At 38.4% G+C, this 20,571-nt stretch carries 19 protein-coding genes; 13 read left to right on the top strand and 6 right to left on the bottom strand.

Going from position 1 to position 20,571, the window contains the following annotated elements; all coding sequences use genetic code 11:
* The first annotated feature begins 122 nt into the window (after window positions 1-122).
* Window positions 123-1,085 (top strand): TauD/TfdA dioxygenase family protein, encoded by a 963-nt coding sequence (locus tag LXF01_RS11305; protein ID WP_233944353.1) that lies wholly within the window; start codon window positions 123-125, stop codon window positions 1,083-1,085.
* A gap of 117 nt (window positions 1,086-1,202) precedes the next feature.
* On the top strand, window positions 1,203-1,907 hold the full coding sequence (locus LXF01_RS11300; protein ID WP_233944352.1) for a Crp/Fnr family transcriptional regulator: 705 nt from the start codon (window positions 1,203-1,205) through the stop codon (window positions 1,905-1,907).
* 60 nt (window positions 1,908-1,967) lie between these two features.
* On the opposite strand, the gene LXF01_RS11295 is transcribed toward LXF01_RS11300, so the two are convergent.
* Window positions 1,968-2,456 carry a TIGR00645 family protein gene (locus LXF01_RS11295; RefSeq protein ID WP_078189122.1) on the bottom strand — a complete coding sequence of 163 codons (489 nt, stop codon included), beginning with the start codon at window positions 2,454-2,456 and terminating at the stop codon, window positions 1,968-1,970.
* Between the two features lie 326 nt (window positions 2,457-2,782).
* Between LXF01_RS11295 and LXF01_RS11290 the strand changes: the two genes are divergently transcribed.
* Genes LXF01_RS11290 through LXF01_RS11280 form a run of 3 tightly spaced genes read left to right on the top strand, consistent with a single transcriptional unit; the run spans window position 2,783 to window position 5,683 of the window.
* Window positions 2,783-3,574, top strand: coding sequence for a tellurium resistance protein (locus LXF01_RS11290; protein ID WP_180024192.1), 792 nt, complete (start codon window positions 2,783-2,785; stop codon window positions 3,572-3,574).
* A 16-nt stretch (window positions 3,575-3,590) separates the two neighbouring features.
* Window positions 3,591-4,721 carry a toxic anion resistance protein gene (locus LXF01_RS11285; protein WP_233944351.1) on the top strand — a complete coding sequence of 377 codons (1,131 nt, stop codon included), beginning with the start codon at window positions 3,591-3,593 and terminating at the stop codon, window positions 4,719-4,721.
* A gap of 41 nt (window positions 4,722-4,762) precedes the next feature.
* Window positions 4,763-5,683, top strand: a complete 921-nt coding sequence (locus LXF01_RS11280) for a hypothetical protein (protein ID WP_233945464.1) — start codon at window positions 4,763-4,765, stop codon at window positions 5,681-5,683.
* Between the two features lie 85 nt (window positions 5,684-5,768).
* Here the strand turns inward: LXF01_RS11280 and LXF01_RS11275 are convergent, their stop codons facing one another.
* Window positions 5,769-6,377, bottom strand: coding sequence for a DsbA family protein (locus LXF01_RS11275; protein WP_233944350.1), 609 nt, complete (start codon window positions 6,375-6,377; stop codon window positions 5,769-5,771).
* A gap of 432 nt (window positions 6,378-6,809) precedes the next feature.
* Here LXF01_RS11275 and ahpF point away from each other — a divergent pair, with 432 nt between their 5' ends.
* Complete coding sequence (gene ahpF / locus LXF01_RS11270; protein ID WP_180035992.1) at window positions 6,810-8,375, top strand: alkyl hydroperoxide reductase subunit F; 1,566 nt, start codon at window positions 6,810-6,812, stop codon at window positions 8,373-8,375.
* Between the two features lie 297 nt (window positions 8,376-8,672).
* Here ahpF and LXF01_RS11265 read toward each other — a convergent pair whose 3' ends face one another.
* From LXF01_RS11265 to LXF01_RS11255, 3 genes are all read right to left on the bottom strand, one after another.
* A complete protein-coding gene (locus tag LXF01_RS11265) occupies window positions 8,673-8,921 on the bottom strand; it encodes a YfhL family 4Fe-4S dicluster ferredoxin (RefSeq protein WP_233944349.1) in 249 nt (82 codons plus the stop codon).
* A gap of 9 nt (window positions 8,922-8,930) precedes the next feature.
* Entirely contained in the window at window positions 8,931-10,325 is a 1,395-nt protein-coding gene (trhP, locus tag LXF01_RS11260) for a prephenate-dependent tRNA uridine(34) hydroxylase TrhP (RefSeq protein WP_233944348.1), read from the bottom strand.
* An 80-nt stretch (window positions 10,326-10,405) separates the two neighbouring features.
* The gene (locus tag LXF01_RS11255) at window positions 10,406-10,822 is read right to left on the bottom strand and encodes a Cd(II)/Pb(II)-responsive transcriptional regulator (protein WP_180077515.1); all 417 of its coding nucleotides are present in this window, start codon (window positions 10,820-10,822) and stop codon (window positions 10,406-10,408) included.
* A gap of 76 nt (window positions 10,823-10,898) precedes the next feature.
* On the opposite strand from LXF01_RS11255, the gene LXF01_RS11250 reads away from it, so the two are divergent.
* The 6 genes from LXF01_RS11250 (at window position 10,899) to LXF01_RS11225 (ending at window position 18,881) form a co-directional block, all read left to right on the top strand.
* Entirely contained in the window at window positions 10,899-11,534 is a 636-nt protein-coding gene (locus tag LXF01_RS11250; protein ID WP_233944347.1) for a cation transporter, read from the top strand.
* Window positions 11,535-11,835: 301 nt separating this feature from the next.
* Window positions 11,836-12,399: a TetR/AcrR family transcriptional regulator gene (locus LXF01_RS11245; protein ID WP_180102989.1), complete on the top strand. Its 564-nt coding sequence runs from the start codon at window positions 11,836-11,838 to the stop codon at window positions 12,397-12,399.
* Window positions 12,400-13,087: 688 nt separating this feature from the next.
* On the top strand, window positions 13,088-15,724 hold the full coding sequence (locus tag LXF01_RS11240; RefSeq protein ID WP_233944346.1) for a type VI secretion system Vgr family protein: 2,637 nt from the start codon (window positions 13,088-13,090) through the stop codon (window positions 15,722-15,724).
* Window positions 15,725-16,630 (top strand): DUF4123 domain-containing protein, encoded by a 906-nt coding sequence (locus LXF01_RS11235; protein ID WP_078194430.1) that lies wholly within the window; start codon window positions 15,725-15,727, stop codon window positions 16,628-16,630.
* An 82-nt stretch (window positions 16,631-16,712) separates the two neighbouring features.
* Window positions 16,713-17,153, top strand: a complete 441-nt coding sequence (locus LXF01_RS11230; protein WP_078194429.1) for a hypothetical protein — start codon at window positions 16,713-16,715, stop codon at window positions 17,151-17,153.
* Window positions 17,154-17,162: 9 nt separating this feature from the next.
* Complete coding sequence (locus LXF01_RS11225; RefSeq protein ID WP_078194428.1) at window positions 17,163-18,881, top strand: T6SS phospholipase effector Tle1-like catalytic domain-containing protein; 1,719 nt, start codon at window positions 17,163-17,165, stop codon at window positions 18,879-18,881.
* 71 nt (window positions 18,882-18,952) lie between these two features.
* Here LXF01_RS11225 and LXF01_RS11220 read toward each other — a convergent pair whose 3' ends face one another.
* Window positions 18,953-19,732, bottom strand: coding sequence for a ferredoxin--NADP reductase (locus LXF01_RS11220; RefSeq protein WP_111885341.1), 780 nt, complete (start codon window positions 19,730-19,732; stop codon window positions 18,953-18,955).
* Window positions 19,733-19,838: 106 nt separating this feature from the next.
* Between LXF01_RS11220 and tsaA the strand changes: the two genes are divergently transcribed.
* On the top strand, window positions 19,839-20,549 hold the full coding sequence (tsaA, locus tag LXF01_RS11215; RefSeq protein ID WP_180115336.1) for a tRNA (N6-threonylcarbamoyladenosine(37)-N6)-methyltransferase TrmO: 711 nt from the start codon (window positions 19,839-19,841) through the stop codon (window positions 20,547-20,549).
* Window positions 20,550-20,571 lie beyond the last annotated feature (22 nt).

Genomic DNA, 20,571 nt, shown 5'->3' with positions numbered 1-20,571 from the left:
CCATAGCAGTTTAACTTGGGAAAACTGTCAAAGAATTGACAGAGTCATGGGCACGAAGTCGGCACACTGTATTTCAACAACACCATCGTTGCTTAATAATTTGAAGAATAAGGTAGAGCCCTATGACACAATTAGAATCGAATCATTACAATCCAGACTATCAATATCAGCATATTGAAGTAAAACCTGTAACCGGTCGTATTGGTGCTGAAATTTCTGGCATTCAGTTGTCTGGAAATTTAGACAAAAGCGTGGTCGATGAATTTAATCATGCAATATTAAAATATAAAGTTGTATTTGTGCGTGGACAGCAAGCTCTCACAGATTTAGAACAAGAAGCCTTTGCACGACTTTTAGGAAATCCGTTGAATCACCCAAGTGTGCCACTCAAAGATGGTACAGCACATACTTTGTCAATTGACTCACGTGGTGGGCGCGCAGATTCGTGGCATACCGATATTACGTTTTTGCCCAATTATCCTAAAGCCACAATTTTAAGAAATATAGTTGCACCTGAACATGGTGGCGATACGGTTTGGGCCAATACCGTGACCGCTTATGAAGATTTAAGTCCTGAGCTGCAAAAGTTGGCGGAACAATTACGCGCGGTGCATAGCAACAGTTATGACTATGCGGCGCCGAAAGGTCAGTACAATGAAGAAGGTCGCCATTTATTCCGTACTGCAGTAGAAGTGGAAACTGAGCATCCTTTGGTGCGTGTACATCCTGAAACAGGTGAAAAAAGTTTGGTGTTGGGTCACTTCTTTAAACGCTTCAGTGGATATAGTCCGGCACAGTCACGACGTCTATTTGAACTCTTTCAAGAGCAAATTGTGCAATGGGAAAATATTGTGCGTTGGCGCTGGGCGGTTGGTGATGTTGCGATTTGGGATAATCGTGCGACGCAGCACCGTGCCATTAATGACTATGGGGACGCGCTTCGTATCGCATCACGTGTCACTATTGAGGGCGATGTGCCTGTCGATGTAAATGGTCAACCAAGTACCGTACTGAAAAATATTCAACACACCGACATTTCAAACTTGCGTTCTGAAGCAGGCCGTATTTATGAGAAAGCATCTTAAGTATTAGAGCGTCATTTAAAACAGCATAAAAACAGATAAATAATGCGAAAAACAATGGTTTTACATTTTTCAGCACTTGCCTAAGATCAATGAGATCTTAGGCATTTTTTTATAGACGTGAGCGATCAAAAGAACACCACCCAACAGCATTTGTTGCAAATTTTGCGTAATGAAGACATCTTTCAGGGCTTTAGCGATCAGACTTTAGAACAGCTTGTGCAGCAGGTGAAATATTCACGGTTTCATGCACAGCAACACATCTTAAAACAACAACAAATCGTGCATGATATTTATATTTTACTTTCAGGTACGCTACAAATTGGTTGGTTGCAAAATAATGGTGAATTGATTGTCAATGACTATATTCGTCGTCAGTCGGTATTTAATTTTGTCGCACTCTTACAACAAAAGCCTTTGAATTATGATTATTTTGCTGCGACACACGTCGAGGTGGCGATCATTTCTGGAACAAGGTTTTTAGCGGTTTTACAGCGCGATCCACAGGCGCTTTGGAATGTCGTGCAATCTCTCAGTCGACGCATGTATTTGATGTTTGAGCATAATCGTTATTTGAGAACAGCAACGCTAGAGCAGCGTATCGCAAGACATTTGATTCGACTCTATGAACAATATGGCTGTCGGCAGGAAATTCCCCTGAAACTCAGTCAGCAGGAATTTGCAGAGTCTTTTAATATTTCACGCCAAACCTTGAATAAACATCTACAGCAATTTGTTCAAACACAGGTGATCGCGTGGAATTATGGACAAATCGTGATCTTGGATCTTGGGCGTTTAAGGCAAATGAGCGAACTTGATGAATAACTAGATTTAAAATTTGACGAGAAGCCATTATCGCAAATGGCTTCATTAACCTTATCTAGATTAGTGCTTACTGATTTTATCCAAATATCCCATCATAAAAGCAGAAAAAACAAAGGTTAAATGCATGATGATGTACCACATGATTTTGTCATTGGGGATGTTTTTCGCATCCATAAAAATACGCAATAAATGAATCGAAGAAATTGCCACGATTGATGCTGCAACTTTGAGTTTTAATGAATTGGCATCCATGGTGCCGAGCCAGTTCAAGCGATTGGTCGATTCATTAATTTTTAATTGCGAAACAAAGTTTTCATAGCCTGAAAACATCACCATTACAATCAGTCCGCCGACCATAGTCATATCGACCAAAGAGAGAATGACTAAAATCAGGTCAGCTTCTGAATATTCTAAAATATGCGGAAGGACATGAATGACTTCTTGGAAAAATTTAATCGCGAGCAGTAGCAGTGCAAAGGATAAACCAAAGTACACGGGAGCCAGAATCCAACGTGCTGCATACATTGTGTTATGGAAAAAACGTTCCATTTAAGCCTCTAAAATTATTGATCTAATATTTGGTTCTAAAGTATATGGATTAAATTTTACGATAATTTTGATAATAATTCATGTAGAGTCAGTTGTTTAATTTAAATCTAGATTAAATCTTTGGGTGTCTTAAGCTTGAATTCATCTGTGTAGGTCATCATATCCATTCAAATGATGCTGTTGGCTGCTTTGGCGGATCTATAGGCAACGGTTGAATTTGATGGCGAAATTTGACTGATGAAATAGATGTATTTTTTGCAAAATACTACAAGACTTTTATGGCAAAACTTGTAGTATAAAAATGATTTTATTGAGTTTAATTGGCTATGTCACAAATTGATGTATTGGTGCCGTTAAAGGATATTACGGTAGATCGGGCTGAAGTGCTTTCGATTAAGCGGAATGACCTTGTGCCATTACTGACCGATCAATATCGTCTAAATCATTATGCAGATCAATTAATTCAAGCACAGTCGGTGCTGCTAGATGGTGTTGACCCTCAGTTGACGAAACAACTTAGTCAAACCATTGAGCAGTTGATTCAAGCCTTAGCCAATTCAAAAAAATATTTAAAAACACGCAAATTTAATGCCCTGCAAAAATGGTTAGGCATTGATTTGGAGTATGGTTCAGGACAAATTGAATATTATAAAAATCTGGATCAATTGCTTGATCGGGCAAATCATCTGAGCCAAAAACTACAGTTAGAAATTCAAAAGTCCCAAGCACGTTTTAATCAACTACAAGGCTTACGTGAGCAAATGGCGCGCTATATCGTCGCGGCTGAAGAGTTCTTGGTGGAATACCCACAGTTTGTGAAAAATCAGCATCCGCTTGACAACTTTGCAGAACGTTTATCGAAAAAGGTGAATACGTTGCAAACCTTACAAGCCAGTAATGATATTGCGATTACGCAAATGCAGCTTTCTCAGCAGCTTTCTTTTGAATTATTAGATCGATATAAGGAAGCTCAGCAGGTGTTGATTCCAGCATGGCAATATCATGTGAAACAAAGTCGTCAAAGTAACTCGACAAGTTCATTGGAAAAGCTTGATAATAGCCGTGAAAATTTGATTAAAACTTTAAAAAAATCATTAGAGAATTCCTCTAAGTCTTAGAAATATAAGGTGAGTTATGACCGATTTAGATGCCAAAAATTTACCCGTTGAAGTAAGCAAAGAGTTGACTGAAGAAAAGTTTCAGCAACTCAATTTGCAGGAAATTGGCTTACAAACTTCCGATTTTCACGAAGTCGAAGCTGCACGTAAGGAATTGGCAGATTTAAGTCATAATAGTGTTGCCGAATACGGTAAAAACATTGCCACCAAGACGTCGACCTATACCGATGAATTATTAAATTTGGTGCAAAATAAAGATCTAGATGCGACAGGTCAAAAGCTCAATCAGGTGGTACAAGTCGCACAGCAATTGAATACCACGAGCATTTTAAATAAATCTAAAAGCTCAGGATTTTTTGGTGGTTTACTGAGTAAATTTAAAGGTGCCAAGCAAAGTTTTGATCAGCACTTTAATACCACCAAAGAGCAAATTGATGCGTTGGTTAAAGAAATTGAAACTTCGCAAAATGGCTTAAAAACGCGTGTAAATACCTTAGATAAAATGTTTGAAAGCGTGCAAGACGAATATAAACAATTAGGGGTGTATATCGCCGCAGGTAAGTTGAAAGAGCAAGAAATTCAACAGGAAATTGCAAGCTTAACCACTCAAGTTCAAGATCAAACCACTACGCAAAAAATCTATGACCTCAATCATTTGTCAAATAATCTTGAAAAACGTGTGAGTGATTTACAGATCTTGCAACAGTCTGCGATGCAGACCTTGCCGATGATTCGCATTATTCAATCCAACAATTTGATGTTGGTTGATAAATTTTATGCTATTAAAAATATCACCTTACCGGCTTGGAAAAACCAAATTAGCTTGGCGATTTCATTGCAAGAACAAAAGAACAGCGTGCAATTGGCAAATAGCATTGATGATGCGACCAATGACCTATTAAAACGCAATGCAGATTTGTTGCATCAAAACTCTGTCGATACTGCGAAAGCCAATCAGCGTTCAGTGATTGATATCGAAACACTTGAACATGTGCAAAATACCCTCATTAAAACCGTTAATGATGTGATTCAAATTCAGAAAGAAGGTGTACAAAAGCGTGAAGAAGCGACGACACGTATTCGTGCCTTACAAAACAATTTGAATCATTTAGTGATTGAATCGAGTGGTTCAAACCCTTCTTCATAAACGGTGAGGGAGGTGAAAATATAATCTGAAGGAGTATGTCTTTGCCTCCCATTGATGAATATGCGCTAAATCCGCAGCAACTGGAAACAGGGCTTCAAACCATTAAGAAGCGTCAACGTAATTTAACGTTATTGACCTTAACCAGTGTTTCTGTGCTGATCGTTTCGGCTGTGATGCTGTTTATTCAGCATGATATGGTTTATAGCTTTTTTGGCCTAAGTTCTAGCGTACAGCAACTGCATATTCCCGTTAGTGCAGGTGATTTGACATATCAACTCGGTGAGTCTTCCGACTATTTTTTAAACTTTTTATCCTTTATTGGTTGGTTATTTCTAAAACTCATCGTTTCATTTATTGGCGCATTTTTCTTGGTTGGTTTTCTCAAAAAATTTCAATTTTTTAGAATTCGATTCCAATCTTTTGTATTGAAATTTGTCGGCTGGATTTTATCGTTTATTGTGCTTTGGTCAGGCTTAACCTATGTGCAATATGACCTTAATCATGATGATCGTGCAGCAGATCAAAAATTGGTACATTATGAAAAAAATATTCAGGAAAGCCAGCTGGCTTTCGAAATGGAAGATGCACAATTGGCAAAACCCGTGCAAGCCTATTTACTTGCACAAGCTGCTTTGATGCATAAGCCTGTAGATCGTGCGACAGCCATTCCTTTGGTGCAATCCTTAATCAATACCGAGCAACAAAATCCAGCAAAATTCCGTGAATACGGTTTTCAGCCTGAACAGCTCTGGGCGATGCAAAATCAGCTATTTGATAAAACCATGACACCGATGGCGCAAAGCGTGGAAAAACAAGTTCAGCAAGCCAATGTAGTAGAAGTTGTTGTACGTTGGGTGTTGATCGTCGTGATAGTACTCACGCTGATTTTGAGCTTAATTTTGTATTTGCTTTCTCAGCAGTTCAAATCACGGATTATTCGAATTGAGCAGGGACTTCATTAACAGGCCTATTCACTTTTTAGATCATTGCATTGCTCAGAATAAAAATCCCCATCACATTGTATGGGGATTTTTGATATTGGGTAGATTAACTTGCGCGATGAAACAGTTGTCGAAGTTCCTGTGTAGAAAAAGTCTGATCATTTACTTCGCCATCCACAAGGTAAAAAGGAATGGGGTGCTGTCCCTTTGATTTTACATACTGTGTAATTTCGTGCTGACGGTCCGCAATATCTTTATGTTGAATTGAGCGCAGTACTTTTGAGCCATCTAAACCAATGCCTTCAATGATGCTTTTTAAAACCTGAATATCAGCAATATCTTGACCGTGTGCAAATAATGCATGGAATAGGGCTTGGGTCAGGGCATATTGATCCAGAATATTGTCCAAGGCCAATATAGCTTGATGAGCCAGTTGACTGTTTGGCATACGTTTCATGTACTCAATATTGACAATCACATCTTCGCTATAGGCGGCGAACTTCGTCATTTCGAGTTTTCGCTTTGCTGTACTCGCACCATACTTATCGGTTAAATACTGCAGCACATCTAAGCCTTGTTCAGGAATTTCAGGAACGCGTTGAATCGGCAATAGCTCTACACGGGTTGCTGTATGTTCATTCCAGTTTTGTTTTAACTTTTGAAATGCGACATAACTCATGGGATAAACAATATCAAAGACAAATTCAATTTTCATTATTCTGCTCACTGTTGATTTTATACTTGTAGATCGATGGCTGATTGATACAAGGGATTGATTGCGGCTTTATTGATAGAACTCATAAGCAGTCAAATCATCTGATATTTCATTTGATTTAAAGCCGACTTGCTGAAATGAAACTTAAAGCTTTATAAAGGTTTTGTAATTGATCAGGTCGTGCGTATGTCTTGCATAGGCTTGGTGTAATTTCAATAAAAAAGAAAAAAATGAGGAATTTGTCATGATCTATGTGTATGAATAAATCATTTTAATGTTAATATGCGACCATATATTTATGATTTAGAAAGAAATTTAACTATTTGATTTGTAAAATCGATTAATTTTATAAAAACAAACCGTTTCACCTATTTAATGGTTTGTTCTATCATTCTCTCATCAAATAAATTTACTCCTCTGGAGACGTTAGCAATGTTAGATCAAAATACTTCTGCTCAATTAAAAACCTTACTTGAACGCCTTGAAGGCCCGATTGAAATCGTCGCGACTTTAAACGGCACGGACAAATCAGACAAAATTAAAGAATTGGTGACTGAAGTTGCCGCTTTATCTGATTTAGTGACTGCACGTTTTGACGGTAACAACAGCCGCGCGCCAAGCTTTGGTATTGCAAAAGCAGGTGAAACTCCACGCGTATTCTTCGCAGGTTTGCCGATGGGCCACGAATTCACGTCTTTGATCTTGGCATTGTTACAAACCTCTGGTTATGCACCAAAAGTATCTGACGAAGTACTGAATACCATCAAAGGTCTAGGTCTTAAAACTGACTTTGATGTGTTTGTATCTCTAAGCTGCCATAACTGTCCTGACGTGGTTCAAGCACTTAACTTGATCGCAATTTACAACCCAGGTACAACTGCAACCATGATTGATGGTGCATTCTTCCAAGACGAAGTTGAAGAACGCAAAATCATGGCTGTACCGATGGTATTCCAAGACGGCAACCACATCGGTCAAGGTCGTATGACCTTGGAAGAAATCATTGCGAAATTGGATACGAACTCTGCCGCAAAAGATGCTGAAAAGCTAAATGCCAAAGAAGCATTTGATGTCCTTGTGATTGGTGGTGGCCCTGCGGGTAATACCTCTGCAATCTATGCTGCACGTAAAGGCATTAAAACCGGTATCGTAGCTGAACGCATGGGCGGTCAGGTCATGGATACCATGGACATTGAAAACTTCACGTCGATTCAAAAGACTCAAGGTCCTAAGTTTGCTGCTGAAATGGAAGCACATGTACGTGAGTACGGTGTGGACATCATGAACTTGCAACGTGTGTCTGACATTAAAGGTGCAGATGAAACAGCCAATGGCTTGGTTGAAGTGACTTTAGAGAATGGTGCAAAACTTGAATCTAAAACAGTGATTCTTTCAACAGGTGCACGTTGGAGAGAAATGAACGTTCCGGGTGAACAAGAATACCGTACACGTGGTGTTGCATACTGCCCACACTGTGACGGTCCATTGTTTAAAGGTAAACGTGTTGCGGTGATCGGTGGTGGTAACTCAGGTGTCGAAGCGGCGATTGACCTTGCAGGTATTGTGGAACATGTAACGCTAGTTGAGTTTGATACTAAGCTTCGTGCTGACCAAGTCCTTCAAGACAAGTTAAACAGCTTGCCGAATACGACTGTGATCATGAATGCATTGTCTACAGAAGTGGTCGGTGATGGTTCACAAGTGACTGCACTAAACTACAAAGACCGTGCAACAGATGAAATCAAAACGATTGAATTGGCTGGTATCTTTGTACAAATCGGTTTGTTACCAAACACTGATTTCTTAAAAGAAACAGCGGTTGAACTTTCAAACCGTGGTGAGATCGTAATTAACGAGCGCAACGAAACCAATGTAAAAGGTGTATTTGCTGCAGGTGACTGTACAACAGTACCTTACAAACAAATCATCATTGCGACAGGTGAAGGCGCGAAAGCATCATTGTCTGCTTTTGATTACATCATCCGTTCGGGTCAATAAAAGAAAGGCCAGTGTGTTTCGAGAAACACGCTGGCCGCGCTGAATGTTGTCATTAGAATATTATTTTTCTTAATATTCTCGTTTTACAGGAACTTTGGATGCTAACACCGGAGTTCCTTTTTTTTTTTGTCTGCAAAATTAGGATTCAAAAATGTCCCCACACATTTTGAACCCTATTCGTTGCCCAGCTATTTTTGTTTTACAACCTTATTTTTATACTTTCCCCAAGGTTGTTTCTCTATAAAATATAAAGCGGAGTAAGCAATTAATATACCAATCACATCACGAATTTAAGATTTAAAATAAATTCAAGCCTTTAAACTTCTCCATTAACTGCTCATCTGTCTCCACATGTTCAGGATGAGGCACAATGCACTCAATCGGACAAACTGAAACACAAGTTTGGTGCGCATAGAAACCGACACATTCAGTACAACGTGCGACATCGATTTCATAAATCTTTGAGCCTTCATAAATGGCATCATTGGGACATTCAGGTAGACACATGTCACAATTGATGCATTTATCTGTAATCAACAAAGCCATAAAGTGAACTCAAGTCTGATACGCTAAAGACGAAGCCGAAATATCTACGGTCGAATTAGGTAAATTACGAATCAGTAAGGCGTAGCGCATATCGACATCGGCAGGCACAGGAATATCCACGATATGCCCTGAGCCTTTGGCATCGTCAATCAGATTACCTTTTTTATCTTTCATTTCAGTTAAAACGAAGGTGATATTGCCTGAAGTGGTCATCAGTTCTAAAGAATCACCCACAACAAAACGGTTTTTCACTTCAATTTTAAGAGAATCACCATCGCGTTCTAAAACTTCACCTACAAACTGTTGATGATCGAAACGTGATGAGCCGGTTTCATAGTTTTGATATTCACTATGAACATGGCGGCGTAGAAAACCTTCGGTATAACCACGGTTCGCAAGACCTTCAAGCTGAGACATGAGAGCAGGGTCAAACGGTTTACCAGAAAGGGCATCATCGATGGCTTTACGATAAATTTGAGCGGTACGCGCACAGTAAAAGTAAGACTTGGTACGGCCTTCAATTTTTAAAGAATGAATGCCCATTTTGGTTAAACGGTCTACATGCTGTACAGCACGCAAGTCTTTCGAGTTCATGAAATAAGTGCCATGTTCATCTTCTTCGGCAGCAAACATGTCTTCTTCATTGCGTTGTAATAAAACCGGCTCGCCGAATTGGTGTTGTTCTAGGGCGTGTTGCTCATCGGCATTTTTATTATTGCAGCATGATGATTCTTCAATTTGTGTGACTGGAATAACATCACCAGTTTCATCTTCAACTGCATCGTGAATTTTATAATCCCAACGGCATGCATTGGTACATGCACCTTGGTTTGCATCACGTTTATTCATGTAGCCAGAAAGTAAGCAACGACCGGAGTAAGCCATACATAATGCACCATGTACGAAAACTTCAATTTCCATATCAGGTACATTGTGTTTAATTTCTTCAATTTCTTCGATTGATAATTCACGTGACAAAATGACACGAGTCAGTCCCATATTTTTCCAAAATTTAACCGTTGCCCAGTTCACCGCATTGGCTTGTACAGACAAATGAATGGACACTTCTGGAAAATGTTCACGCACCATCATGATCAGACCAGGGTCAGACATGATCAGTGCATCAGGATTCATGGCAACCACAGGTTCAAGGTCACGGATGAAATTTTTCAGTTTTGAGTTATGCGGTTGGATGTTTACCACCACATAAAACTTTTTACCTAAGGCATGAGCTTCTTCAATGCCAATTTTTAAATTGTCATGGTCGAAAGCATTATTGCGCACACGTAAGCTATATCGCGGCTGACCTGCATACACGGCATCTGCGCCATAAGCAAAAGCGTAGCGCATGTTTTTCAATGAGCCAGCAGGTGAGAGGAGTTCGGTTACGTGTTGAATCGTCATGTCAATAAAGGCATAAAAAATTTATGGCTTTATTGTAGTGATCTAAAAAAAGGATTCAACCAAGTATTTTAGTTGGGTTTTCAAGATATTCCGTTTTCCAAATGTTTTAAAATTTGGCAATCATTAATTTGACTGGTTTCATTACAACTGGCACGGAGCTTACTTAACTGTATTTTAAAATTTTCTAATTCTTTAATTTTTTCAGAAACTTGACGAATGTGATTATCAATTAATTCATTCACGGCATGACAGCTTTGTGTAGGTGATTGCTCAAGTTCAAGCAGGGTTTGAATCTCGGTGAGAGAAATATCGAGGTTTCGACAGCGCTTAATAAAAACCAAACGTTTGTACATTTCTTCATCATAATAGCGATAATTGTTGTCTGCGCGGAAGCTAGGTTTCAGCAGTTTTTTCTTTTCATAAAAGCGAATACTGTCAACGCTTACCCCAGATTTGGTGGACAATTCTTTAATCAAATAATGTTTTTGTACGCTCATGCTTGACCTTGGAGTGAGTCCATAGTTTTGAATAAGAATAATACAAATCCATTGATTTTTAAATTGGAGCACATTTATGGCATGTACATGTAGTCATGAGCCAGCACCAAGCAAACCCAACAGTAAATTTCGTATCGCGCTTTGGATCGCCTTAATCATTAACGCCATGATGTTTTTGGTGGAACTGATTGGCGGGGCTTATGCACATTCTTCTGCGCTTTGGGCGGACTCGTTAGATTTCTTTGGTGATGCTGTTAATTATGGAGTTTCATTAGCCGTGCTAGGCGCCAGTTTATATTGGCGTGCAACAGTTGCCTTGGTTAAAGGTTTTGTCATGGCAGCGTTTGGGATCGTGGTCATTGCCAAAGTGCTCTATGCCTATGCAAATGGGATCGCACCTGAACCGATCACCATGGGGGTGATTGGTATCTTGGCTTTAGCCGCTAATGTCATCTGTGCATACGTCTTATATGCCTTCCGTGAAGGTGACTCCAATATGCAATCCGTTTGGCTATGTAGCCGTAATGATGCGATTGGTAACGTCGCGGTGATCTTGGCGGCTGTTGGGGTATTTGGTACAGGCAGTCTATGGCCAGATTTGATTGTGGCCGCAATCATGGCAATTTTAGGTTTAACAGGCGGTTATCAGGTGATTCGAAAAGCACTGCAAGAGCGTAAGCAAAAAAATATTCTGAGTACCCCTTGCTCTTAAATACTTACTCTTAAATCCACCGTTAATGGCATTCATTTCAGCAAGGTTTTAAACGCAGATAAGTGGTCGTTAAGTCGGTAGTTGAAATAAAATTAGCAGTCAGTTTTATACTAAAATTCCCTGACTGCTAATTTGATAAATCTTCTGAAATCAGACTGTATTTAATGGGATGCTGAAGTTTTATCTACAGACTCCAATTAAGTTATGCTTTACAATAGCGCGCGAAAATCATGTTTAAAAATTAGGTTTTCTACCTTAAAAGCTTTATGTTTAGGCCCCATTGGTGCATCAGGTAAATTAAATGTCGAAAAAGCAAGACATCATTAACGTTGCGCTCCAACTCTTCAATTCTTATAGCTATAACTCGATTGGTATAGATCGAATTATTGGGGAATCGGGCGTTGCTAAAATGACGTTTTATAAATATTTCCCCTCTAAAGCCAAATTAATTGAAGAATGTCTCGTGATTCGAAATCTTAATTTACAGGAATCACTTGAAGCTGCTATTGCAGAATGTGATCCAGAAGACCATCTTTCGCATATTAAAACCATTTTTGCTTGGTACGATGCTTGGTTTCATACTGCAGATTTTAATGGTTGTATGTTTCAAAAAGCAGTAGAAGAAATATCTAAAGTTTATCCGTCTTCATTGCAACCTGCGATCGACTATAAAGAGTGGCTTAAATCAAAACTAAGTACTGCCTTGCAAAATCTGGGCATTCAGCAAACTGAACAACTCGCTGCATTTTTGAGTAGTATTTTGGATGGCATGACTATCCAAGCCCAAATTGACCCCAACCAAGTGCATTTAGCAGATTATTGGAAGCGAGTTGAAACCTTAATTCGTTTGGAATTGGCTGCTTAAAATTTGCTTGTAGGCATCGGGGTTTTAAATCTAGCGATGACTTATTTGTATTGATTAACCATCAATTTTTTTCACATGCTTTAAGATTCTAAGAAAATAAAAAGCGCGATTATTTGGGGTAATCGCGCTTTGCTGACAATTGTGCGTTCAAATCATTCACTTTGTTAGCTTAAGTCAATGATTTGATTTTCGAACGTTTTATACGTTTTCTCTCATTTATATTTTTACCCTCTGAATGCTAAATTCATTCGGTTTTGCAGCAAAATAGACAGACTTGTCTGTTTTTTTGAATTATAGGGGATCTTAGGTGAATTACAAGACAGGAAAAAAAGGTTTGTGTGTTTTTTAATCTAGCTTAAGTTTAAATTAATCCACTATTTTTAAAGATAATATTAAAAAATTGATCATTAAGCTCGATGTAAATTAGATGATAAAACTATTTTTACATTTATGTGAGTGACGCTACGTGTTGGATGCAAGTGCATGGTCTAAGACCATTTTTTGAATATTTTATATGCAATAAGTATTTAGTGCGTGGGTTCTCAGCTTTTTATTTTTAAGTGAATTTTTGAATCGTGGATTTTACATAACGAAACATCTTCTATGGTTTTAAGCATTAAGTTTATTGATGAATTTGACTAAACTAGCAGCAAAATTATTTCCATGATTACAATTTAGAATTTTTATTATGTTAGGCAAAATATTTGCTGTATTAGAACAATTGGGTCTATCCGCCCAAAAACGTGCCATTCATGTGCAATTTTCCAACCCTGCGTTGAATGATGAGCTTTTTATTCAACGTATTGATGGGGAGCATGTCTTAAACCAAGGCCTGCAAGCGACTTTGATTTGCCTATCTACTAATGCACTTATTCCACTAAAACAATTTATTGGCGCACAAGTTGCCGTTGATCAAGTGACCGATCAGGGCGAACTCTTCCGTACCACGGGTATTATTACCGAAGCCACCCAAGGGCAGAGTGACGGTTCACTCACGCTATATAAACTCACTTTAGAAGATGCAACATCGCTGTGGCATAAGCGCCGCAACAGCCGTGTGTTTATGAACAAATCGGTGCGTGATGTCAGTGAGACTCTTTTTAAAGAATGGCAAAGCAAAAGTCCGCTCTTTGCTGCCAGTCTAACGCTAGATCTAAGCGGTTTAAGCCAAAACTATGATGTCCGACCTTTCATCATGCAGTCGAATGAAAGCGATTATGACTTTTTAACGCGACTTTGGCGCAGTGAGGGTATCAACTGGCTCATCGATGAAGCACAGTTGAAAGTGCCGCATTCCTCAGCCCAAATTGAAAAACAAAAACTCCGCCTGATTGATGACAATAGCCAATATCAAGCACTCAGCCGTCGTAGTATCCGCTTTCATCGTTCTAGTGCCACAGAAAAACAAGACAGCATCACCAGTTTGATCGGTGAACGTAGCATTCAACCGACTGCGGTCCATGTACAGCGCTGGCAAGCCGATGGACTCAGCCAAGAAGAAGGCGCAGGTTCAGTTCAAAGCAAACATCAGCATAGCCAAAGCCAAGACAATGCCAGCTTAAGTCTAGAGCAAGCTTGGCATGTCAGCCCTGCATGGATGCAAGACTTAAAAGGCGAAGACCAAGCTACGGCTTCATCCAACAGCCAAATTGAAAAATTGAATCAAAACCTAACGCGCTATCACGAGCTACAATCTAAAAAATTCAGTGCACAATCGACTGTGCGTGATACACAAGTCGGTTATTGGTTTGAACTGAATGAACACCCTGAAATTGATCAACACAGTGGTGCAGACAAACAATTTTTAATCACAGAAAAAAAATTCTATAACCAAAATAACTTACCTAAAGACCTCTCTGAACAAGTCAATCAACTGATTGAACAAAGTCAGTGGAACATTAAACCCATCCATGAACAGGCCGAGCGTCAGGCCAATCAGCTCACATTACAACGCCGCAATATTGCGACGGTTCCTGAATATAACCCACTCGAACACCGTCCAAGTACTCATCCGCAACGGGCTAAAGTTGTCGGGCCAAGTGGTGAAGAAATACATGTCGATGAATGGGGGCGTATCAAAGTCCGCTTCTTATTTACCCGTGGAGATGACCACAGCCATGATGGTGGTGCAGGCAGCAATGACAATGACACAGATTCTGCATGGGTCGATGTGCTTACACCATGGGCAGGTGAAGGTTATGGCGCACGCTTCTTGCCACGCATTAATGAAATCGTGGTCATCGATTTCTTTGACGGTAACATCGACCGACCATTTGTGGTGGGGCGTATACATGAGGCACAGCGCAGTCCGACCCAATTTGATGGTAAAGGAAAACTGCCAGACACCAAAAAACTAGCTGGAATAAAAAGTAAGGAAGTCCAAGGTGAAGGCTTTGGACAACTGCGCTTTGATGACACGACTGGACAAATATCGACACAATTACAAAGCACCCATGGTGCCACTCAGCTCAACCTCGGGAACCTCAGTCATCCCAAAGAAACCGCAGAAAGTGAGGGAAGAGGCGAAGGCTTTGAACTGAGAACCGACCAATGGGGTGCAGTGCGTGCAGGACAAGGGCTACTTGTCAGCACACACCCACAACAACAAGCAGCAGCAATGCACCTCGACGCACAAGCGGCGAAAGAACAAATCGAAGCCAATTTAAACAGCAGTAAAGCCTTAAGTGAAGTGGCGAAAAATCAACAAACTGACCCACTTGAAGTCTTAGATAACCTAAAAAACTTCCTTGGACAAATCGAAAAAGGCAGTAAAGAAAAAGCTGATGCCTTTAAACAAGCCTTAATGATTTTATCTGCACCAAACTCAATTGCTGTGAGTAGTCAGGAAGATGTTCATCTTTCAGCAGATGGACAGATCAGCCAAAGTGCAGGCGATAGCATCAACCTTAGCAGTCAAAAATCCTTAATTGCCCATGCACAAAGCAAGATCAGTCTATTTGCGGCACAAGAAGGATTACGAGCTTATGCAGGCAAAGGCAAAGTTGAAATCCAAGCTCAAGGTGATGGGGCAGATTTGATTGCCCGAAAAGGTATTCAAATTATTTCCACGGAAGATACAGTTGAAATTAAAGCGAGTAAGAAAATAGTACTGACAGCAGGCGGTAGTCAAATCGAAATCAGCAGTGCGGGTGTATTGCCTACTACGGCTGGAAAGTTTGAGGTGAAGGCCGGGCAACATTTATTTTTAAATGGCTCGAAAGTCAATATAAGTCTTCCTTTTTTTCCTCAAAGTGTATGTTGGGAATGCTTGGCAAGAAGAGCGAGTCAACGAGGTGCATTTGTGAATAAAGGGGATGGTCAATAGATGTCGAAAATAATAAAAAATGATTTAAGTCGTTTCTTTGAGCAATTCCCTAGAGAAAACTATTTTATATATGGGGTGATTGATGCTGCACAAGATAGTAGCTTTTTAAAACGTAAGGACATTTTGCAATCACGTAATATATTGGTTGAGGCAGCCGGTGATAAAGCATCGGAGTTATCACCACATTTAATTCAATTGAGTCATAATATAAATAGTTCTGAGTGGGAATATATTAATCATCGGATTGTTGGTACATCACGAATGACTTTAATTGTCACAAGGCTAACTTTCGATGACTTATATGCGCACTTAAGACAATTTATAGATGTTAAGTTTGAGGGGGGACTTGAAATGTATTTGGCATTTTGGGATCCTGCGATACTTGGTACATTAGTAGGGCAAAAAACTGATAAAACTTTATATGTACAACAACAAGTATTATTGGAAGAACAAAAGAAGATTCTTTTAAAGCCAATTTATAGTTGGTGGTATTGGGATCGTATAGGTCAACTACATACAATTATTGGTTATAATAATTGTGAATTACAAATATTTTATGACTGGCGCCAGCCCTTTGAATTTACAATTGAACAAGAAGAACTAATGGTCGAAGCTACTTTTCCTGATCATCTAATTTATTATTTAAAATTAAATAATCCTTTTTTGATAAAGTCATTCAATAATTGGGACTTGTATTTATATGTTATTGAAATGCTTAAAAAGGCTAGAGAATATTCGCTAAATGGCACTAGAGATATTTTAAATTTTATATGTTTGACATTGATTTATAAAGATAAGTTTGAAAGTGATATGTTTTTGCAAAGTGTTCTTTTAAAAGTAAAAAATAAAATCATCAATATGGATCAGGCAATGGAAGAAGCTGAAGATTTGATGCAACTGAGCTAGTGCATTTATAGTGATTTAAATACTATGAATAGTAATAAATTACTAATTTAAAAATTGTATATTTAAAATTAAGGGTAAGTTAATGAATGTTTTAAAAAAAATTGTAATGCTGCCGATTACTATAATGATGGGTCTAGTTGGGTGTAGTACAGGATCCACAAAAACATATGTTTTGACTACAACATCTTATGGTTATGATGCTAATTATATCCCCTATATCGTTGAATTAAATCAAGAAGAATTAGGCGGTGGGTTTGGTAGTGGAACGAAAAGGTCAGCAGTTTTAACTGGGTCACAATTTGTTAAATGGGGTGAAACAAATAGTTCCCGCAAACATACAGCAATCAATGTTCCTATATTAACTTCTGAAGAAATAAAAGGTAAAAAATACTTAGCAGTACATTTATATCCAGATGATAGTGTAGAGATTACCTTATCAAATGAATTGCCTCGTGCTACTAAAAAAGGTTTAGAGTGGAGAGCAAAAATAATTGATGAATTGAATGCAAAAGAAAAAAAATAAGAGAAGACTATGTTTAATGAATTACAGAAAATAAAGAATAGTAATCAAGATGTTTCTAATCAGGGTCCTAATGCTAAACAGGATTGTTCTGATGTAGTTAATATTTCAGTTTTTTTTGATGGAACTGGAAATAATTTAGAGAATGATGAAAAAATTGCCAAGTTAGCTAATCCTGCAAAACTATGGCGTAATGCTATTTCTTATAGTAACTTTGAAATGCGTTCTCTAAAAACGCCTATACAGTTAAGTCATCCAATTTACATTTCAGGTGTTGGAACTCCATTTAATGGAGAGATTAATAATTGGATTGACAAACAAATAGCAAATTCTCAAGATACATTTCCTACTGGTGGCGCTACTGGAGTTGGCGGATCTAGGCGCTTAGAATATGGTGAAGACCAGATTAGTGAAACGTTAACCAACGTTTTAAAACTTAAAATTGAACAAGTTGAAGCGATTCTTAAGCCACAAGTTGAGGAACGTAAAATTGAAGCTGAAGCAAAAATCGAAGCTAATTTAAACCAGCATCGATTAATTAAAAAAATCAATCTATCAATTTTTGGTTTTTCCCGCGGTGCTGCATTGGCACGAGTGTTCTCTAATGAAATGATTTGGAATAACGAAAGTAAAGATTTAAGTTTAAACTACAGTCTAGCAGGACAATCTGAAAAAATACCTTTGGATATTCAATTTCTTGGATTGTTTGATACTGTAGCTTCATTTGGTTTACCAGCTACGAATATGCCGAATAAGTTGAGCTTTAGAGGGCGCGATATGGTAGTTGATCCTAGGGTTAAAAATTGCTTGCATTTGGTTGCTGGTAATGAATTAAGATTTTCTTTTCCTGTTGATTTAATACGTAAAGATGGCAAATTAGCCAATCCAAAAACGTGGAAAGAAATAGTTTATCCTGGTATGCACTCAGATGTTGGAGGAGGTTATCAGCCAAATTCACAAAATGTAGATAATAATTTCGCAAGAATACCTTTAAAACATATGATGGATGCTGCAGTATCAGCGAATGTAAAAATTTTTGACTATTTAAAATTAGAAAGCGAACATAAAGAACTATTTGAAAAAGAATTCAAGATTAATGAAGAAACACAACAATTATTTAATTCAGTTAAAAAAGAAGTAGGTGCTTCTACTGGTGTTACAGAACATGATATCCAAAATTACATGAAATTATATTATGGTTCTTATGGAACGTTACACCGAAGAAGACAAAAACATTTAATTAATGGTGATATTGAGCAAGCAAATGCTTCGCGTTCAGTTAGCCAAATTTCTAGGGAGGAGGATGGTTTTGAGTTTCCAACCGGACCTGCTGATATGGCAACTGAAGTTGAACGTATTAAGTGGACAAAGAACTATACTACATTTAATCAGTCAAATATTACGGGTGTAAAACACCTTTTTAGAATTTTTTATCCTGCATTTAAACTGTATGAAATGCTTGTGCATATTGATGAGTGGGAGTTGGAAAGTTGGGAAAAAGACGTCTCTCAAGAAGCTGTAGATTTTTATTCAAATTATATACATGACTCTAAATATGGGTTTGTGGCAAATGTAGAGCCGTTTAGTTATTTTAGACAGAGAACTGTATATGAGTCTAATCGTAGTTGGAAAGGACGTAGAACTGATAAAAAACTTGGACCTATATATGAACAGATACAAAATGAACCTGAAGAGAAACCCTTAGAAAGCGATTCTATATGCCAAATTTAAAATACCAAGTGGGATGAATTAGCAGTAATAAAAAACGAGGCAAAAGCCTCGTTTTATCTGATTCAAACTAATTATTTTTCAACGAATGCACGCTCGATCACGTAGTCGCCTAGAACGCCCATCTTAGGAGATTCTTTCAGACCGTGCTGGTCAAGTAGTGCAGCAACGTCGTCTAGGAATGCAGGTGAACCACAAAGCATTGCGCGGTCAGTTTCAGGGTTGAAACGTGGAAGACCAATTTTTTCGAAAAGTTGACCAGTTTCAATGGCAGTAGTTACACGGCCTTGAGTATGGAATTCTTCACGGGTTACTGTAGGGTAATAAACCAATTTTTCTTTCGCGCCTAATTCACCAAAGAATTCGTGGTTAGGAATTTCATCTAAGATTAAATCTTGATAAGCCAATTCCGAAATGAAACGAGTACCATGTACAACGATGATTTTTTCAAAACGTTCGTAAGTTTCAGGGTCACGAATTACAGAAAGGAACGGTGCAAGACCTGTACCTGAAGAAAGTAGGTATAAGTTTTTACCAGGGTTTAAGTCATCTAGAACTAAAGTACCTGTAGGTTTTTTAGACACTAAAATTTCATCGCCAACTTTTACTTTTTGTAAAATAGACGTTAAAGGACCATCTGGAACTTTAATAGAGAAAAACTCTAATTCTTCTTCATAGTTTGCGCTTGCAATAGAATAAGCGCGCATTAAAGGCTTACCATTTACTTCAAGGCCGATCATCACAAATTGACCGTTTTTAAAACGTAACGCAGTATCGCGAGTGGTTTTAAAAGAGAATAAAGTGTCATTCCAATGGTGGACGTGAGTAATCTTTTCGACGTTAAAAGCAGCCATTAAAGGTCTCAATAAAATTATCAAATTAGAACAGCTTACTATTCTAATCTAAAATCATTCTCGATAAACTGAATATATTTAATTGAACTTATCAGAAAAAGTGATTATGTCTGAGCTTAAAATGCCAATTATCGGGTATATGAAATCTCCCTACCGAGAAAAGTTTGGTATTCCACGTCAGCCAAATTTGGTGCAAGTCGAATCTTATATTGAAATGGTAGAACCTTATAACGATTTATTGGCTTTTGAGGGGATTGAAGATTTTAGTCATCTTTGGTTGATTTGGCAGTTTCATGAAAATAAAAATGCAGATTCGACAAAATTTCGTCCGCAAGTTCGTCCTCCGCGTTTAGGTGGTAATCAAAAAATCGGGGTATTTGCGACACGAAGTATGTACCGGCCGTCACCTATGGGCTTGTCGGTTGTGCAGCTCAAAGGGGTGAAAAAAGTCGGTAAATCGGTACGTGTCTATGTTGTCGGTAGTGATTTGTTGGATGGAACACCAATTTTAGATATCAAACCCTATATTCAATATTCAGATGCAGTTATGGATGCGCAAAGTGGTTATGCGCAGGATGAGCCAGAAAGAAAATCTGTGATTTGGTCAGAGCACGCTGAGCAACAAAAACAGGTATTTTTGAATAATGGCAATTTAACCGAACAATTAACAGCAGAACTGGAACAAGTATTGAGTTTAGATCCACGTCCTGCCTATCAGCATGATGATGAGCGTGTGTATGGCATGTTATTTGGTGGATTGAATGTAAAATTTCAGGTCTGTGATCTACAAATTCTGATTATTGATATATCTCAATAAAAAAGGAGCTTTTAGCTCCTTT

The organism is Acinetobacter sp. SH20PTE14, from assembly GCF_021391555.1.
In the GTDB taxonomy this organism is placed as follows: Bacteria; Pseudomonadota; Gammaproteobacteria; order Pseudomonadales; family Moraxellaceae; genus Acinetobacter; species Acinetobacter amyesii.
The sequence above is the reverse complement of the archived record's forward strand: the minus strand, read 5'-3'. Positions and strand labels throughout refer to the sequence as shown.

Coding starts and splice junctions, on each gene's coding strand:
- LXF01_RS11265 (WP_233944349.1), bottom strand. CDS start 8,921: ATGGCTTTGTTGATTACAGATAAATGCATCAATTGTGACATGTGTCTA.
- LXF01_RS11230 (WP_078194429.1), top strand. CDS start 16,713: ATGAATGTTTTAAAAAAAATTGTAATGCTGCCGATTACTATAATGATG.
- LXF01_RS11245 (WP_180102989.1), top strand. CDS start 11,836: ATGTCGAAAAAGCAAGACATCATTAACGTTGCGCTCCAACTCTTCAAT.
- LXF01_RS11275 (WP_233944350.1), bottom strand. CDS start 6,377: ATGAAAATTGAATTTGTCTTTGATATTGTTTATCCCATGAGTTATGTC.
- ahpF (WP_180035992.1), top strand. CDS start 6,810: ATGTTAGATCAAAATACTTCTGCTCAATTAAAAACCTTACTTGAACGC.
- LXF01_RS11255 (WP_180077515.1), bottom strand. CDS start 10,822: ATGAGCGTACAAAAACATTATTTGATTAAAGAATTGTCCACCAAATCT.
- LXF01_RS11225 (WP_078194428.1), top strand. CDS start 17,163: ATGTTTAATGAATTACAGAAAATAAAGAATAGTAATCAAGATGTTTCT.
- LXF01_RS11235 (WP_078194430.1), top strand. CDS start 15,725: ATGTCGAAAATAATAAAAAATGATTTAAGTCGTTTCTTTGAGCAATTC.
- LXF01_RS11250 (WP_233944347.1), top strand. CDS start 10,899: ATGGCATGTACATGTAGTCATGAGCCAGCACCAAGCAAACCCAACAGT.
- trhP (WP_233944348.1), bottom strand. CDS start 10,325: ATGACGATTCAACACGTAACCGAACTCCTCTCACCTGCTGGCTCATTG.
- LXF01_RS11240 (WP_233944346.1), top strand. CDS start 13,088: ATGTTAGGCAAAATATTTGCTGTATTAGAACAATTGGGTCTATCCGCC.
- LXF01_RS11290 (WP_180024192.1), top strand. CDS start 2,783: ATGTCACAAATTGATGTATTGGTGCCGTTAAAGGATATTACGGTAGAT.
- tsaA (WP_180115336.1), top strand. CDS start 19,839: ATGTCTGAGCTTAAAATGCCAATTATCGGGTATATGAAATCTCCCTAC.
- LXF01_RS11295 (WP_078189122.1), bottom strand. CDS start 2,456: ATGGAACGTTTTTTCCATAACACAATGTATGCAGCACGTTGGATTCTG.
- LXF01_RS11285 (WP_233944351.1), top strand. CDS start 3,591: ATGACCGATTTAGATGCCAAAAATTTACCCGTTGAAGTAAGCAAAGAG.
- LXF01_RS11220 (WP_111885341.1), bottom strand. CDS start 19,732: ATGGCTGCTTTTAACGTCGAAAAGATTACTCACGTCCACCATTGGAAT.
- LXF01_RS11305 (WP_233944353.1), top strand. CDS start 123: ATGACACAATTAGAATCGAATCATTACAATCCAGACTATCAATATCAG.